The organism is Staphylococcus sp. B1(2026) (assembly GCF_058895785.1).
This window is the reverse complement of sequence record NZ_JBZXTS010000029.1, coordinates 1-17,953: the sequence shown is the minus strand read 5'-3', so window position 1 is coordinate 17,953 and position 17,953 is coordinate 1. Positions and strand designations below refer to the sequence as shown.

16 protein-coding genes are annotated in these 17,953 nt (G+C 30.4%); 5 read left to right on the top strand and 11 right to left on the bottom strand.

Annotated features, from left to right (window positions below; genetic code table 11):
* The first annotated feature begins 105 nt into the window (after positions 1 to 105).
* The 3 genes from galE to AC5EAH_RS05670 all read left to right on the top strand — a co-directional run bounded on the left by galE (position 106) and on the right by AC5EAH_RS05670 (position 2,889).
* Complete coding sequence (gene galE, locus AC5EAH_RS05680; protein ID WP_493493801.1) at positions 106 to 1,128, top strand: UDP-glucose 4-epimerase GalE; 1,023 nt, start codon at positions 106 to 108, stop codon at positions 1,126 to 1,128.
* 97 nt (positions 1,129 to 1,225) lie between these two features.
* A complete protein-coding gene (locus tag AC5EAH_RS05675; protein WP_493493800.1) occupies positions 1,226 to 1,726 on the top strand; it encodes an Lrp/AsnC family transcriptional regulator in 501 nt (166 codons plus the stop codon).
* The gene (locus tag AC5EAH_RS05670) at positions 1,723 to 2,889 is read left to right on the top strand and encodes a pyridoxal phosphate-dependent aminotransferase (protein ID WP_493493799.1); all 1,167 of its coding nucleotides are present in this window, start codon (positions 1,723 to 1,725) and stop codon (positions 2,887 to 2,889) included. The genes AC5EAH_RS05675 and AC5EAH_RS05670 overlap by 4 nt, the downstream gene beginning before the upstream one ends.
* 53 nt (positions 2,890 to 2,942) lie before the next feature.
* Here the strand turns inward: AC5EAH_RS05670 and AC5EAH_RS05665 are convergent, their stop codons facing one another.
* Complete coding sequence (locus tag AC5EAH_RS05665) at positions 2,943 to 4,259, bottom strand: aminotransferase-like domain-containing protein (RefSeq protein WP_493493798.1); 1,317 nt, start codon at positions 4,257 to 4,259, stop codon at positions 2,943 to 2,945.
* 85 nt (positions 4,260 to 4,344) lie between these two features.
* On the opposite strand from AC5EAH_RS05665, the gene AC5EAH_RS05660 reads away from it, so the two are divergent.
* Complete coding sequence (locus tag AC5EAH_RS05660) at positions 4,345 to 5,199, top strand: pyridoxamine kinase (protein WP_493493797.1); 855 nt, start codon at positions 4,345 to 4,347, stop codon at positions 5,197 to 5,199.
* Positions 5,183 to 5,707 carry an ECF transporter S component gene (locus AC5EAH_RS05655; protein WP_493493796.1) on the top strand — a complete coding sequence of 175 codons (525 nt, stop codon included), beginning with the start codon at positions 5,183 to 5,185 and terminating at the stop codon, positions 5,705 to 5,707. The genes AC5EAH_RS05660 and AC5EAH_RS05655 overlap by 17 nt, the downstream gene beginning before the upstream one ends.
* Positions 5,708 to 5,749: 42 nt before the next feature.
* Here the strand turns inward: AC5EAH_RS05655 and AC5EAH_RS05650 are convergent, their stop codons facing one another.
* The 10 genes from AC5EAH_RS05650 to AC5EAH_RS05605 form a co-directional block, all read right to left on the bottom strand.
* A complete protein-coding gene (locus AC5EAH_RS05650) occupies positions 5,750 to 6,916 on the bottom strand; it encodes an MFS transporter (RefSeq protein ID WP_493493795.1) in 1,167 nt (388 codons plus the stop codon).
* Entirely contained in the window at positions 6,906 to 8,084 is a 1,179-nt protein-coding gene (locus AC5EAH_RS05645; protein ID WP_493493794.1) for an Mbeg1-like protein, read from the bottom strand. The genes AC5EAH_RS05650 and AC5EAH_RS05645 overlap by 11 nt, the downstream gene beginning before the upstream one ends.
* A 114-nt stretch (positions 8,085 to 8,198) precedes the next feature.
* Complete coding sequence (gene thrS / locus AC5EAH_RS05640) at positions 8,199 to 10,151, bottom strand: threonine--tRNA ligase (protein WP_493493793.1); 1,953 nt, start codon at positions 10,149 to 10,151, stop codon at positions 8,199 to 8,201.
* 277 nt (positions 10,152 to 10,428) lie between these two features.
* Entirely contained in the window at positions 10,429 to 10,902 is a 474-nt protein-coding gene (locus AC5EAH_RS05635; RefSeq protein ID WP_493493792.1) for an NUDIX hydrolase, read from the bottom strand.
* Positions 10,902 to 11,234, bottom strand: coding sequence for a zinc ribbon domain-containing protein YjdM (locus tag AC5EAH_RS05630; RefSeq protein ID WP_493493791.1), 333 nt, complete (start codon positions 11,232 to 11,234; stop codon positions 10,902 to 10,904). Before AC5EAH_RS05630 ends, AC5EAH_RS05635 begins: the two co-directional genes overlap by 1 nt.
* 67 nt (positions 11,235 to 11,301) lie before the next feature.
* Positions 11,302 to 11,715: a phosphate-starvation-inducible protein PsiE gene (locus tag AC5EAH_RS05625; protein WP_493493790.1), complete on the bottom strand. Its 414-nt coding sequence runs from the start codon at positions 11,713 to 11,715 to the stop codon at positions 11,302 to 11,304.
* Positions 11,699 to 12,670, bottom strand: a complete 972-nt coding sequence (gene ribF / locus AC5EAH_RS05620; RefSeq protein ID WP_493493789.1) for a riboflavin biosynthesis protein RibF — start codon at positions 12,668 to 12,670, stop codon at positions 11,699 to 11,701. The genes AC5EAH_RS05625 and ribF overlap by 17 nt, the downstream gene beginning before the upstream one ends.
* Before the next feature lies 1 nt (position 12,671).
* Positions 12,672 to 13,586, bottom strand: coding sequence for a tRNA pseudouridine(55) synthase TruB (truB, locus tag AC5EAH_RS05615; protein ID WP_493493788.1), 915 nt, complete (start codon positions 13,584 to 13,586; stop codon positions 12,672 to 12,674).
* 90 nt (positions 13,587 to 13,676) lie between these two features.
* Positions 13,677 to 14,123 (bottom strand): helix-turn-helix transcriptional regulator, encoded by a 447-nt coding sequence (locus tag AC5EAH_RS05610; RefSeq protein ID WP_493493787.1) that lies wholly within the window; start codon positions 14,121 to 14,123, stop codon positions 13,677 to 13,679.
* Between the two features lie 289 nt (positions 14,124 to 14,412).
* A complete protein-coding gene (locus tag AC5EAH_RS05605; RefSeq protein ID WP_493493786.1) occupies positions 14,413 to 17,850 on the bottom strand; it encodes a pyruvate carboxylase in 3,438 nt (1,145 codons plus the stop codon).
* Positions 17,851 to 17,953 lie beyond the last annotated feature (103 nt).

Here is a 17,953-nt window from a genome sequence, read left to right as displayed (position 1 = left end):
ACCAACAAAAAGTTGACACTATCAATTAATTGCCTTATCTTGCATTTAAAGTCAAAACAATTTATACTGACAGAGAAAATATTAATTTAAAAGAGGTAACTAATGATGACAAAAAAAATTTTAGTCACTGGTGGTGCTGGTTTTATAGGCTCACATACTTGTGTTGAATTATTAAATAGTGGTTATGAGGTAATCGTTGTTGATAATTTATACAATGCCAGTAAAAAAAGTATAGAAGTTGTTGAACGTATCACTGGTAAAAACATCGTCTTTTATCAAGCTGATATTCGAGATAAAGTTGCAATGGATGCTATTTTCAAACAAGAAGCCCCTGTTTTTGGTGTCATTCATTTTGCTGGCTTAAAAGCAGTTGGAGAATCTGTTACTATTCCAATGGCTTACTATGACAATAATGTCGCTGGTACAGTATCATTATGTGAAGTAATGGCAGACAATAATTGTAAAAATATTATTTTCAGTTCATCAGCAACTGTTTATGGTGATCCACATCAAGTGCCAATTAAAGAAGATTTTCCATTATCAGCAACGAATCCGTATGGCCAAACAAAATTAATGTTAGAACAAATTTTAAGTGATATTTATGTATCTGATAAAGAATGGAATATCGTCTTACTACGCTACTTCAATCCAATTGGTGCACATGAATCAGGTGATTTAGGAGAAGATCCTAATGGTATTCCAAATAATTTATTACCTTATGTGATGCAAGTCGCAGTTGGTAAATTAGAACAAGTTAATGTGTTTGGTGATGATTACGATACAAAAGACGGTACAGGTGTCCGTGATTATATTCATGTTGTAGACTTAGCAAAAGGCCATGTTGCTGCACTTGCTAAATTAGCCCCTGACAATGGCTTGTCTATTTATAATTTAGGTACAGGTACAGGTTATTCTGTATTAGAAGTAATTCATAATGCCTCACAAGCAGCTAACAAAGAAATTCCATATAAAATTACACCGCGTCGTAGTGGTGATATTGCAACATGCTATGCTGATGCTAGTAAAGCACAACAAGAATTAGGTTGGCAAGCGCAACATGATATTCAACGTATGTGTGAAGATGCATGGCGTTGGCAAAGTAAACATCCTAATGGTTTTAACAAATAAGAATGAGAGTTACTCTCATTCTTATTTTATATCGCCAATAAATCTCGCTTTATGGTATAATGTAAGGGTATTTAATTTTAAAGGAGTGATACATGCTATGTCGACAGACACACGCCATATTAAAGAAGATATTGCAAGATTAATCGAAAAAAATAGTCGTCTTACATCTAAAGATGTCGCGATTATGCTAAATCTCGAACAAACTTTTGTTCAAGAATTAATCATCGAAATGGAACAAGAAAAAATTATTTGTGGCTATCAAACATTAATCAATTGGGAAAAAACAAATGACGAAGAAGTTTCTGCAGTCATTGAGTTAAAAGTCACACCTCAACGAGGCGTTGGTTTTGATTCCATTGCTGAAAGAATTTATCAATATCCCGAAGTTGAAGCATGCTACTTAATGTCAGGTAGTTACGATTTTATGCTGATTTTACGTAAAGCTTCTATGAAAAAAATAGCCAAATTCGTTAATCGTTTAGCTGTTTTAGATGAAGTTGTAAGTACGGCAACACATGTCGTCCTAACACGTTATAAAGATCATGGTACAATCTTTACAGATACACAAGAAAATATACGTCAGGTGATGAGTCAATGAGAAATCCAATTTCACAAAAAATCGCAACCATTCCACCGTCAGGCATTAGAAAATTTTTTAATGCAGCCTCTTCAATGCCTGATGTCATTTCATTAGGTGTCGGTGAACCAGATTTCGATACACCTTGGCATATTCGCGATGAAGCAATGTATGCACTACAAAAAGGTCGAACTTTTTATACAGCGAATCAAGGTTTACCAGCATTACGTCAAGGCATTTGTAATTATTATCAACGTCGTTATCAATTAAAATACAATTATGAAACAGAAGCATTAGTAACTGTTGGTTGTAGTGAAGGTATTGATATTGCATTACGTGCTATGTTAGATCCTGGCGACGAAGTGATTTATCATGAACCTTGTTATGTCTCTTATGCGCCATGTATTCGTTTAGCTGATGGTGTGCCTGTAAAAATAGAACTAAATGTAGAGAATAAATTTAAACTTACTGCTGAACAATTAGAAGCGGCTATCACACCTAAAACAAAAATTGTGATGATTGCCTTTCCAAACAACCCAACAGGTGCCATCATGACAAAAGATGACTTAGAAGAAATTGCTAAAGTTATCATTAAACATGACTTATATGTTATTAGTGATGAAATATATAGTGAATTAACTTATACTGATGAACCACATGTCAGCATCGCTAGTTTTCCAGGCATGCAAGAACGTACAATTGTATTAAATGGATTTTCTAAATCATATGCAATGACTGGATGGCGTTTAGGTTATGCTTTAGGCCCCGCTATTATTTTAGAACAAATGATTAAAATTCATCAATATGCTATTATAGCTGCACCTACTGTCGGACAATACGCCGCTATTGAAGCCATTAACAATTCTGACAAAGATGTAGAAGAAATGGCTATTGCTTATAATGAGCGTCGTCGCTATTTATTACATTCACTTAAAGAAATGGGACTACCTTGTTTTGAAGCGGAAGGTGCATTTTATGTCTTTCCAGATATTAGAGAATTCGGTATTACTTCTGAACAATTTGCCTTACAATTATTAGAACAAGAAAAATTAGCCATTGTCCCTGGTAATGCTTTTGGTGATTGCGGTGAAGGCTTCATACGTATTTCTTACGCCTACTCTATTGATGAATTAAAAGAAGCGTTAAAACGTTTAGCTCGATTTATTCATACTCTTAAAAAATAAATGATAAAAAACAGTTTGATTCGGAAGCTAATTAGAATCAAACTGTTTTATTATTAAATATTAATATTTTCCTTACCTACTACTTCAAATAATGTTGTCACACTATTAATAATTTCTTCATCTTCTAAATGTTTAACATCAAATTTAACGTAGTTAAATGGACAAACTTCTAAATAATTTTTTTGCAAAAAATCTACTTTAATATGTTTTTGAGCTAATTTTTTTTGTAATTTTGCTAAGGAACAATGTGCCTTTAATGGAATAACAATCTTAGTATCACTTAAATTATTATCGAGCAACTCACTCAAGTTTAATGCTTCAAGTGCGGCACGTAATAATTGTCTTTTTTGTTGATATAATTGTAATAAACGACGTTGATGTTTATAGTATAAACCATTGTCTAAATATAATGATAATGCCTTTTGCAAAATTAAATTAGTGTCATAATCTATTAATGTTTTATAGTTTAAAAAATTATCAACTAATTCATTAGGCAAGACGATTGTACCTAATCTTAGAGCAGGAAAAATCGTGGCGGAAAAAGATTTCAAGTAAATGACTTTATCATCAATATCATAATAATACAATGGTAATTCTTGATCTACATCAGCTAAATAATCATCTTCTACAATATAAACTTGATAACGATGAGCTAAATCAACAATTGCTTTCTTCTCTTCAATTGAATAAGCTGTGCCTAATGGTTGATGTAATCTAGGAATCGTATAAAAAAATTTAATTTCTCCTGTTTTAAATAATTTTTCTAATGCTATTAAATCTATCCCCTTAGGTGTACGTTCAATTGTTAAATAAGGAATGTTTTGAGCTTTGATCAGTTCATTCATTCGATGATATGTCGGTTGTTCAATTAAAATAGTTTGCTTACCATCATTAAAAGTTAATTGAGATAAAATATAAAGCGCTTGTTGTGTACCTGCTGTAATAACAATTTGCGAACGTTTAGCAAAAACTTGATAATTCATTAATAATTGTCTAATACTACTAATTAATTCATTTAATCCTTCTTGTCTTGGATAATAATTAAATAAATCATTTAAATTATCTTTTAAAGATTCATTTAAACAAAATTGAAAATCTTCAAAAGAGAAATGGTGGTAATTCGGTAAAGAATTAAATAATTGACTAACTGGTTGATGGTGTCTATTTTTAAACACAAAAAAACCTTTCTTTTCAATGCTATAAATATATTGTTGATGACATAGTAATAATAAAGCATGTTGTACCGTGTCTTTACTACATTGAAATAATTGACTTAATTGTCTAATAGAAGGTAATTTATCACCTTCATTTAAGACATCATTTTCTATTTTTTGTTTAATATAATTAATAATTTGATCATATTTTGTCATAATATCTGTCCCCATACAGTTGTCTTTTTTATTATTGTAACTTACACTTATTTTTTTTACAATAGATGTCAAGAAGGAGGCTAATATGAAACAAGTACTTTTAATTAATGATTTATCTGGCATAGGCAAAGTTGCACTCTCTGTCGCCCTACCCATTATGGCTTGTGCTCAAGTAGAAACCGCCCTATTACCTACTGTCATTTTATCATCACATACTGGTGGTTTTCCTGACATTTATATTGATAATTATCAAGAAGGGATGGCACACTTTATTCATCAATGGCAACAATTACCACTCCATTTTGATGGTATTTTAACAGGTTATTTAAAAACATCCCAACAAATTCAATACATATTAAATTATAAAAACAATTATATGCCACAAGCTTTACTATTTGTTGATCCTATTATGGGAGATCATGGTAAATTATACCAAGGTTTTACTCAAGATTTCATACAAGAAATGAAGCAACTTTGTCAGCAAGCGGATGTGATTATCCCTAATTTAACTGAAGCTAGCTTATTAGCTGATTATCAAATTGATATCAATAATTATACAATAAATGACTTAACAACGATTTGTCAGCAATTAGATGTACCACATATTATCATTACCGGTATTAGTTTAAAAGAAGATGAAATCGGTGCAGTTTATTATCATAATAATCAACATTATTATTTTAGTAATAAAAAATTCAACCAAAATTTCTTTGGTACTGGCGATATTTTTTCAACTATTGTAACAGCCTGTTATTTAAGAGGCATTTCCTTTAAAAAAGCAATTCCCTTAGCGATTAATTTTATTGTTAAAAGTTTAGAAAGCACATTGCAATTAAAACGAGAAATAAAATACGGTGTTTATTATGAACCCCATCTGGCACTATTAATTCAACAAATTAATCACTTATCACAGGAGGACCCCAATGACATCATCAATTAAAAATATTACATTAACGAGTATGTATGCAACCTTAATTTTCTTATCAATACAAGTCTTTCGTATACCTGTTGGCCCACAATTCATTCATTTTGGTAATGCTTTAGTTGTGGTAGGTGTGTTAGTCTTAGGATTTAAACGCGGAACACTTGCCGCTTTAATAGGACTAGCAACATTTGATTTATTAAATGGTTATGCAGCTGAAATATGGATTATTTCTATTGAAGCAATCATTGTTTGTCTAATTGTTAATAGTTTATTTCAATTATTCAAACAACAAGACACTATTCGTCATATTACAATTATTGCAATTATCGCAGCAATGACTAAGATCATTTTAAATTTAACAAAGTATATGTTAATTGATCTGATTGTTAAAAATTTAACCTTACAAGCTGCAGCCATTGCAGCAATAACAAAAATATTAGGAACATTTGGTTCAGCTATTGCTACAATCATTGCTGTACCTATTCTATACTATGTATTTAAAAAAATTGTTAATGGCAGATAACAATAATCGCGTTGAGAAGCTCTCAACGCGATTTTATATTAATTAATGATGATGGTTTGCTTGAAACTTAAGAAATAATGAGATACTCACTGCTACTGCTGCAAAAACAGCCGAAATAATAAATACATAGCTCACTCCAATTTCCCAAACATAACCAATGATGTAAACACCTATAAAATTACTTAATTGAAAACATACTGCATTACTCAAATTTTGCATATCTAAAATTTGAATAGTGTTAAAGTTTTTATTTAAGATTAAAATAAATGCAATTTGTGCCATTGCAAATGTTAAAGCATGGAAAGTTTGTAATATTGTAAAGATAATTACATTTTGGAAAATAGCTAATGTTAACCAGCGAACAACTGCCATACAACAAGCAAATGTTAATAATTTAGTCGCAGAAAATTTAATAAATAATTTATCTGAAAAACGGAAAAATAAAATTTCTGCTAATACTGAAATATTTAAAATGATACCCATTAACCATTTTTCAGAGATATTTAATTTTTCTAAATATAAAATACCATAATTATTATAAGCAGTGTGGCTAATTTGCAACATAAAAATAACTGCTAAAATTAATAAAGCATTTTTATTATTCATCAACCAGACATAAGGTTTACGTGAAGTATCGTTATCATTACTAGATATTTTTAATTCTCTAACCAGTTGAGGTTGTGGCCATATAAAAAAGATACAGTAAAAAGCTAATAATAACACTAAAATATAATATAATGATGTATAACCGATATAACTAACAAGTCCTCCTAAAATCACACCTACTAATAAATAACCTAATGAACCATATAATCTAGCACGCCCATAATCAATATTTTCTAATTTCAAAAAAATTGAAGCCAAACCTTCAGTTAAAGGGCTCGTAGTAAAGAATGTTAAACCAAAGAAAAAAGTAATTAACATTAAAAATACTTTCTCATCCGTTACACCATATAATAGTGCAAAAGCTAACCCACTGAACGTAACAATTTTTAAACTTATACTTGCTGTGAAACGTCTGATTAATAATGGACTAACAAAAATAGCACTAACAACTCTTGCTAAGTACACCATTGAAAAAACAGAACTTGCTTCTAAAATAGATAAACCTTTAACCATTGTTAAATAAGATAGCCAAAAAGGTAAAAATGTACCCGTGACTAAAAATTGAATAAAATAATTACTAGATAACCATGTTTTAGACTTCATCATTTTCCTCCTTTTTGATTAATTTAATATATGGTCGACGAAGTGTTGCTGATGTTAAGCGTTCTGTTGATTGTTTAAAATAATCATTAACGTATTTTTTACCATTATCATAATAAGTTGAAGATAATAAATTAATAAAATCTTGCACTAATTGTTGATCTTCTGGTGTCATATCTTTAATTGAACTAATAAGTTTAGATGCATTTTTAAAAAATTTAGCAGATAAGTCATTTAATGTACTAACCTGACTATTATCAAAAACTTCAAATAAAACATTAAAAAATCGCTCTAATTGCTCATCGGGCAATTGATTTAACCACTGTTGTATTGTTATTTTCATAATTTGACTTGTTGCAGATAAAGCTTTCTTTCTTTCAAAAGTAAATTGATTGACTTGCCAAGTCATCATATAATGTTGATTAATACCTATAGCTCGACTATAAACAATTGACATAGGTAAATTTTTAGTCATTAAAATACCTACTAATGAATCTTGTGGTAAATAGACATAAGTTCTTAATTTAATACGTTGATATTGTGGTAGTTTGACAATATTATCTTGTAAACCTGGTGCATCAAAAATATAAATTTTATTAATTTGTTGTTGAATAGTTGTGTCGACCATTGTTGCAGCATATAATGCTAGATTACCACCTTTTGAATGACCTGATACAATATGGTATGAATAATCAATATTAAAATAATTAACTAAATAATTTAAAGCACTTTGTTGTGCGGGCACTTTTTGTGACACTGCCATATTAAAATCTTCTTTCCACCCAACAATTGTATCGTCTGTTCCGCGATAAATAATAAATTGATAATCATTTTGATAAGTTAATGTCATAGCTGAAAATTGTTTTTCTTGATTTTCATCAATCTCATTGACAAAATTTTGACAATGAATAGCTTGAAACCTTGGTGATTGTGCCATAGTTTCTAATAATTGAATACGTTCTTTGCGTGATAAGATCCAATTGTCTTTAAATTTATCTTGTATTTGATTATATAGTAATGATAAATGTGTAATTGAAATATTTTCATAAAAAATGTCATCTACTGGTAAATAGACAATTTCTGTCAACGCAGCTATATCTAATTCATTGAGAGGTTGTTGTTCAAATGTTAAATGCCCTATATTCTGTACATAATTAATTAAAGTAGCCATGATTATCCCCTTTCAATCCGTTGGCTTCATTGTATCATAATGTTAAATTAATAAGCAATATGACAAAGAAAAGGAGCTATAGAAAAATAAATTTTCTTTCAGCTCCTTAAAGTATTAAGCTTTTTTTGTTAATTGTCTTGTTGCAATTTCTGATAATAATTTTTCAATAAATTCGTTCTTATTTTCTGAACGTTGGTCTGTAGAACCAAATGTACGAATATTTACTAAGTTTTCTTCCACTTCTTTATCACCGATTACTAAAGTATAAGGGATTTTCATTGCTGCAGCTTCACGAATTTTATAACCTAATTTTTCATTACGGTCGTCAATATGCACTTTAACACCTTGTGCTTTTAATTCGCTATATAATGCTTTACAGTAATCATAATGATATTGATTGTTTACTGGAATAATTTCAACTTGTTTTGGTGCTAACCATGTTGGGAAATTTCCTTTATATTCTTCTAATAAGAATGCTACAAAACGTTCCATTGTTGACACTACACCACGGTGAACAACAACAGGACGATGCGCTTGCCCATCTTCACCAATATATTCTAATTCAAAACGTTCAGGTAATAAGAAATCGATTTGAATTGTTGATAATGTTTCTTGTTTACCAATTGCTGTTTCAACTTGAATATCTAATTTAGGACCATAGAATGCTGCTTCACCATCAGCTTCATAGTAATCTAAACCTAATTCATCTACTGCTTCTTTTAACATTTGTTGCGCATTATTCCACATAGCATCATCATCAAAATATTTTTCAGTATCTTCTGGATCACGATATGATAGACGGAATTTATAATTATTAATACCAAAATCTTTATAGACATCTTGAATTAATTTTACAGTTAATTTGAATTCATCTTTTAATTGATCTGGACGTACAAAACAGTGTGCATCATTTAATGTCATACCACGTACACGTTGTAAACCTGATACGGCACCACTTGCTTCATAACGGTGCATTGTACCTAATTCAGCAATACGAATTGGTAATTCACGGTATGAATGACGTTCATTTTTATAAACCATCATATGATGTGGACAGTTCATTGGACGTAACACCATTTCTTCATGATCCATTTTCATTGGTGGGAACATATCATCTTTATAATGCTCCCAATGTCCTGAAGTCTTGTATAAATCTACTGAAGCTAACACAGGTGTATAAACATGATCATAACCTAATTCAACTTCTTTATCTACAATATAGCGTTCAATTGTACGACGAATTGTTGCCCCATTAGGTAACCATAAAGGTAAACCTGCACCAACTTGTTGTGTTACAGCAAAAATACCTAACTCTTTACCTAATTTACGATGATCACGTTCACGTGCTTCTTCTAACATTTGTAAATGATGTGCTAATGCTTCTTTTGTATAAAAAGCTGTACCATAAATACGTTGTAACATTTTATTATCTGAATCACCACGCCAATACGCACCTGCTATAGATAATAATTTAAATTCTTTAATTTTACCTGTTGAAGGTACGTGTACACCACGACATAAATCAGTAAATTCACCTTGTGAATAAAGAGTAACTGACTCATCTGCTGGAATAGCTTCTAATAACTCTTGTTTATATTCATCATGAGCAAAAACTTCTTTGGCTTCATCACGACTAACTATACGATGTGTAATCGCAATATTTTCACCAATTATCTTTTTCATCACTTTTTCAATTTCTTTTAAATCTTGATCATTTAATTTTGTATCCATATCAAAATCATAATAGAAACCGCCTTTAATAGCTGGTCCTACTCCAAATTTAACTTCTGGATATAAACGTTTAATTGCTTGTGCCATTAAATGAGCTGTTGAATGACGTAAAATCTCTAAAGCTGCACTACCTTCTTCATCTGAAGGTGTAATAATAGCAAAGTCACCACCTTGTGGTAAAGCTGTTGTAATATCTAATAATTGATCATCTAATTGACCCGCAATTGCTTTTTTTCGTAACCCTGGACTAATACTTTGTGCAATTTCTTCTGTTGTTGTTCCTTGTGGATAAACTTTTTCTGCACCATCTGGGAACTTAATTTTAATTTCTGACATTATTTTTCCTCCTAAAATAAAAAGTCCCTATTTAGCAAAAGCTAAATAGGGACGAAATTTCGTGGTACCACCCATATTTAATAGTATAAACTATCCTCTAATGTATATAAACGTATATACGCGTTGATTATATTATTTAAGGTAGTAATCATAATTGGTAATGAAGTATTTGCAGCAACCATACTCTCTCTAAACATTGTCAACTATCATCGTGTCCTTTATAATCAATATATTAAATTAATATTAGTATAAATTGCTTTAAACATAAAAGCAAGTATTAATTATAAAAAGTGACTTTTTGATCGATTAATTTTTGGTTTTTATAATAAAACATTGCTGAAAAGAAGGGACGTTTTTCTAAAATCCATGTTAAAAAAGTATAATCACCTTGCCATGTTGGCTTGCTTAATACTTGATCATAGGGTACCCATTCTAATGTACCTTCTGGACTGTCGATTAACTTACCCTCTTGGTATTTAGCTGTAAAAACATAGGTATACCAATCTTTACCGTCTGGCGTAAATTCTGGAAAGGTAATGATGCCACATAATTTCAGCTCATTAACGATTAAACCTGTTTCTTCTTTAATTTCTCTTAATGCACAAGCTTCCGGTGTCTCATGTACTTCGAATTTACCACCGACACCAATCCATTTATTTTGATGGACGTCATTTGGTTTTTTATTACGGTGTAATAATAGTAATTCTTTACCATTATCGATATAACAAATTGTTGCTAATTGTACTGACATTATAATTTCTTAACAAATTCAGATTTTAATTGCATGGCACCAAAACCATCAATTTTACAATCTATGTTATGATCACCGTCAACTAAACGAATACTTTTTACTTTAGTACCTTGTTTTAAAGGTGTTGAACTACCTTTAACTTTTAAATCTTTAATGACTGTAACGCTATCGCCATCGGCTAATAAATTACCATTAGCATCTTTAACGATTAAACCTTCTTCTTGTACTTGATTAGGTTGCCATTCATACGCACACTCTGGACAAACTAAATTTGTACCATCATCGTAAACATATTGTGATTGGCATTCTGGGCAATTTGGATATTGTGACATAATTGTTCCTCCTAGATTGATTTACAAATGAATTATAGCATAGCTACAATGACCTGTCATGATAATTTTAATCATGTTTTACATACTTATTAACTATTGCTAGACTAATACATAATAGTAAAATTGTTGCCCCCCATAATAACATATGCATTGAATTTGAATGATCAACAATAATTAGTCTCACCATTGCTGTAATACCTATGTAAATAAAATAACGTAATGGGAAATGAAAGTGATTATCAAAATATTTAATAATTAATGATGCAAACTCAAAATATAAGAAAAAAGTAATAAACTCTTTAATTACTTCAGTATATTCTACTTTATACTGAATCGTATCAATGATTAATTGTGCAATATCTATTGCTGATACAAATAACATAATACATATACCTAAACCAATAATTAATAAAGCGATATTAACAATAAATCGGAGTAATTTAATCATCGTTGTAAAATCTAAGTCAATTAACTTTTTCATTATTTATCTCCATCTCATTGAAATAATTTTGAATATTTGTTTTATCTTGTTTAATTTGACTAATTAGTGCATCTATACCATTAAAAGTTTGCTCTTCTCTCATAAATTGATACCATTCAATACGCATTTTTTCACCATAAATATCTTGATTAAAATCAAAAATATTAATTTCAATAGTGAGTGGCATTGTACCTTGGGCATGAAATGTTGGTTTATAGCCTATATTAGCCATCGCTTCGTACCATTTTTTATTAATATAAACACGTACTGCATAGACACCTGTTTTTGATGGAATATAATAATTATCAAGTATTTCTATATTCGCTGTTGGAAAACCTAATTGACGACCACGTTTTTCTCCTTGAACTACAATACCTTCTGTTGCATAAATGCGACCTAATTGTGCATTAGCTTGAGTTAATTGTCCTTCAGATAAATAGTGACGAATACGTGTTGTACTAATCTTTTGATGTGACAAAGCTTGTTTATCAACAATAGTAATTGTAATTGTTTGATTAGATAAATCATAAATATTTTGCGGTGTTCCTTCACCCGAACAACCATATCTAAAATCAAAACCACAAAAAACATGTTGAATATTTAAAGCTACTAAAAATTGTTGTACAAATTGTTGAGGTGAAAGTTTAGAAAATTGAGAAGTGAATTTCGTAATATACAACAGCTCAACACCTAACTTTTCTAATAATTGTTCTTTTACAGTAAGTGGTGTTAAGTAATCTGTACGTTGATGTTTTGATGATAATACAACCGAAGGATGCGGATCAAAAGTCATCACAGCAAATTTTAATTGATGTTTCTGTGCATAATCTTTAGCTTGTTGTAAAACTTGTTGATGTCCTAAATGCACACCATCAAAAAAACCAATCGCTAATACTGTCGGTTGATTATTTAAATTAACTTTGAAATTATTTACTGATAAATGAATGATTTCCATTTTACTCTCCTAATCTGTGAAAAACTCTAATTGCTTTAATAAGGTCGGGTTTCGTTGGATGTTGTTGATATAAAGCAATGACTTGTTGATCATACATAATGACAACAGGATTAGAAAAATCTTGTTGTGGAAACTGATTTTTTCTAAATACGATACCATTAGCAAATTGCATAGCACGATTTTGATTAACTGCCATTTTATCAAAATCATCAAAAGCATAAGTTAGTGGATATAAAAACTGTGTTAAATTTTGACATTCAGCCACTTGTTGTAAAGTTAAACATTCGTTCTTCGTAAATCTTGCTGATTTACTACGTACTAATTGTGCCATATGCGCTGCAACACCTAAACATTCCCCAATTTGTACAGCTAAAGTTCTAATATATGTCCCTTTAGAACAATCAATTATAACATCAAAAACAATACTATTATCAGTTTTATTAAAACTATTATCTATTAATTGTAATTGATGAATTGTCACTTCACGTGATGGACGTTCAATTTCAATACCTTGTCTAGCATACTCATATAATTTTTTTCCATTAACTTTAACTGCTGAATACATGGGTGGTGTTTGTTTAATTGTACCTGTTAGTTTAATTAATGCTGCTTTAATGTCTTCTTCGTTAATATGCTTAATTTCACTTGTTTTAATAATTTCTCCTTGAGCATCTTCTGTTGTTGTAGCACTACCTAAACTAATTTTAGCTTGATAAGTTTTACCACTATTCATTAAATAATCTGCTACTTTAGTTGCTGACCCTAGACAAACAGGTAAAACACCTGAAACTTCTGGATCTAATGTGCCAGAATGTCCTATTTTTTTCATCTTTAATAGTTTTCTTAATTTGAATATAACATCATGACTTGTCATACCCGATTCTTTCCAAATTGGTAAAATACCATTATAATTCATTAATTTCTCTTCCTTTTAAGTACAATTTAATTATATATTATAGCATACAATATACAAAAATCCCAGTAGCTTAGCTACTAGGATTAAGTATTATAATAAACGTTCAAAATTTGCACGCACGTCTGATTCTTTAAATGATGCAAATACTGTCGCATGATCATCTTTAGCCATAACACGGAAAAGATTTGTACGACGATTTTTTTGTAATTCTACTGTATCTTTAGCTTCTAATGTTTCCCACCACACTAATTCATGCTGTTTATTATTATAATAAGTCACATGTCCTTTAGCTAATACATTTGCTACTTCTAATGGGTCTCCACCAAATGTATTAAATAATACTTCTGATTCTCTAAATAGTGCACATACTGTAATACAAGTTGTCCAGTTAGGTAACACTCTTTCTTTCTCGATTTGTACTAAAGTTTTCTTTGATAATCCTACTACAATAGCCATTTTATCTTGAGTGAAACCACTTTCAGTTCTTACCATTTTAAATTTAGATTGTAATATTTCAACAAATTTTTCCTTATCCATTTAAATTCTCTCCTTTTTAATAATATTTTCTCAAGATATTTTCCCTTAACTACTTAAAATTTTATTTTGCCAATCGTAAAATAACTAAAATTATTTTTTACTACTTTACATGTTAATTACATGCACCTACCTATAAATATAGTTAATCAGCTTACAATTGCACTAAATAACATTCTATACCTCTATTCCACATATAATTATAGTATCAACTTGCCCAAAAAACAAGCTAAATTTAAAAATGAAAAATAAAAAGTTATTTATATTTACTTTCTGATAATAATTATTTCAATTAACCTTTAATTATTAATAATAAATCTCCTGCTTTAACAGCTTGATCAGTAGTTACAACAATTTCTTCAATAATACCATCTATTGGTGCTTGAATTGTTGTTTCCATTTTCATAGCTTCAGTAATCATTAAATGTTGACCTTGTTTAACTTTATCACCTGTTTTAACATTTATTTTAGTAATTGTCCCTGGCATCTGTGCAGCAATATGATTAGGATTAGATGCATCAGCTACTCTAGTTGAAATTTGTTGTGTTGAAATATTGTCATCTTTAACTAATACTTCTCGATTTTGACCATTTAATTCAAAAGTAACTAAGCGTTGTCCTAACTCATTAGGATCACTCATCTCAATTAATTTAATCATTAAAATTTTACCTTGTTCTATTTCAACTTTAATAAGTTCTCCTTTTTTCATACCATAGAAGAATGTCGGTGTATCTAAAACATCTAATTTACTATATAGATTCATCGTATCAGAATATTGTTGATACACTTTTGGATAAAGTGCATAACTAATGACATCTTGTGCTGTAATGTTTGAACTATTTGTGCTATTTTGTAATTCTGTTTTTAATTGTTCAAAATTGATAGCTGGTAATAACTCACCGGGTCTATTCGTATAAGGGATGATATTTTTCAAAACAACTTGTTGCAATTGTTTCGGGAAACCACCATAAGGTTGTCCAATGTCACCTTTGAAAAAGGCAATAACTGATTCAGGGAAATCTAAATACATCCCTTTATCAATAACGGATTTTTCATCTAAATTATTTTGTACCATGTATAATGCCATATCTCCAACAACTTTTGAAGATGGTGTAACTTTAATAATATCACCAAATAATTGATTAACACGTCTATACATTTCTTCAACTTCTAACCATCTTTGTCCTAAACCTAAAGATTTAGCTTGCTGTTGTAAATTAGAATATTGTCCCCCAGGCATTTCATGACGGTACACTGATGTATTAGGTCCAAATGTCAATGTGTTAAAGTCTTGATAATAATGACGCACACCTGCCCAATATTTAGATAATGATTCATAACCTTCAATATCTAATCTTAATGATTGCTCACTACCTTGCAATGCATAAAATAAAGCTGACCCACTTGGCTGCGAAGTATTACCACTCATAGCATTAACTGCCACGTCAACAATATCAACACCAGCATCAATCGCACGTTTTAAAGTTGCTACACCATTACCACTTGTATCATGTGTATGTAAATGCAATGGCACATCAATCACTGATTTTAATTCACCAATCAATTGATAAGCTGCTTCTGGTTTTAATAAACCAGCCATATCTTTTATAGCTAAACTATGAATACCTTGCGCTTCCAATTCTTTCGCTAAATTAATATAATATGTCAAATTATATTTATTATCTGCTGATGTATTTAAAATATCACCTGTATAACAAATAGATCCTTCTATAAATTTACCTGATTGATGAACCGCATCAATTGCAACTTTCATACTTTCTAACCAGTTTAAACTATCAAAAATTCTAAAGACATCAATACCTGCTTCTGCACTTTGCTTAACGAACTCTTGTACCACATTATCAGAATAATTACGATAACCTACGGCATTAGATGCTCTAAATAACATTTGTAACATAACATTTGGTATCGCTTCTCTTAATTTAGCTAAACGTTCCCAAGGATTTTCTTTTAAAAAGTTATAAGCTACATCAAAAGTTGCGCCGCCCCAAACTTCTAAACTAAAAGCATTATTTAAAATAGCTGCTGTTTCAGGTGCAATTGTTAAAATATCTTTAGAACGCATACGTGTTGCCAATAATGATTGATGTGCATCACGCATTGTAGTATCAGTAATTAACACTTCTTTTTGTGCCTTAACCCATTGAGCTACTGCTTCTGGACCTTGTTGATCTAATAATTGTTTAGTACCAGAAGCTAATGGCATATCAATATGTGGTTTTTCTAATGGTTCAAAACTTGGTTTTTCTCTAGTCGTAATACTAGGAAAACCATTAACACTAACATTAGCAATATAATTTAATAATTTTGTACCACGGTCTTTAGATTGTTCAAAGACAAATAATTCAGGCGTAATATCAATAAAACTCGTATCATAGTTACCAGATAAGAAATTATCATGCACAACAACATTTTGTAAAAATGGAATATTCGTTTTAATACCACGAATACGAAATTCTTTTAATGTACGACTCATTTTTTTTGCTGCTTGTTTAAATGTTAATGCATGTGTTGTCACTTTAACTAATAATGAATCATAATACGGTGAAATATTAGCACCCGTATAAGCTTCACCTGCATCTAAACGAATACCAAAACCACCACCTGAACGATAAGTTGTAATTTTTCCAGTGTCAGGCAAGAAATGATTTTGCGGATCTTCTGTTGTCACACGACATTGAATCGCATAACCATGTGTTGTGATAGCTGATTGTTGTGGTATAGCAATTTCTTTATCGTGTAATTCATAACCTTCTGCTATTAAAATTTGTGTTTGTACTAAATCAATTCCTGTAATCATTTCAGTAATCGTATGTTCTACTTGAATACGTGGATTTACTTCAATGAAGTAAAATTGATTATCTGCTACTAAAAATTCAACTGTACCTGCATTAACATAGCCGATATGTTGACATAATTTTACTGCTGCATCACAAATTTGATGACGAAGTTCTTGTGATAATGAAATACTTGGAGCAATTTCTACAACTTTTTGGTGACGACGTTGTACTGAACAATCACGCTCATATAAATGAACAATATTACCGTGTTCATCCCCTACAATTTGTACTTCTATATGTTTTGGACGATTAATGTAACGTTCAATATAAACAGCACCATTACCAAAAGCTTTTAAGGCTTCTGAACTTGCACGTTCATAAGCTTCTTGCAGTTCGTTAGCTTCCCAAACAATACGCATACCACGACCACCACCACCTGAAATAGCTTTAATAATTACTGGATAGCCATGCTGTTGTGTAAATTGTTCTAATTCTTCAAAATTAGCCACAGCTTCTGTCGTTCCTGGTATAACTGGTAAACCTGCTGCAATGGCAGTACTTCTAGCTTTTACCTTATCACCAAACATATCTAAATGTTGAATTTTTGGACCTATAAATTTAATACCTTCTTGTTGACAACGCTCTGCAAACAATAAATTTTCTGATAAAAAACCATAACCAGGATGTATCGCATCTGCACCTGTCATTTTTGCAATGTTAATAATGCTATTAATATCTAAGTAAGCTCCAATAGCTTCTTTATCTTCACCGATAAGATAAGACTCATCAGCTTTATATCTATGTAATGCTGTGGCATCTTCTTTTGAATAGATAGCCACTGTACGGATACCTAATTCATTACATGCACGAAAAATACGAATGGCAATTTCACCACGGTTAGCAACTAATACTTTTTTAATTTTTTTCATTTTAGACCTCTTACCTCTAAGGATTTATATTCTCATTATAAATAATTTCAAACTATAAAGCTAGCTATTAATAAAAATGGTTCTATAATTTAAAGTGTTGATG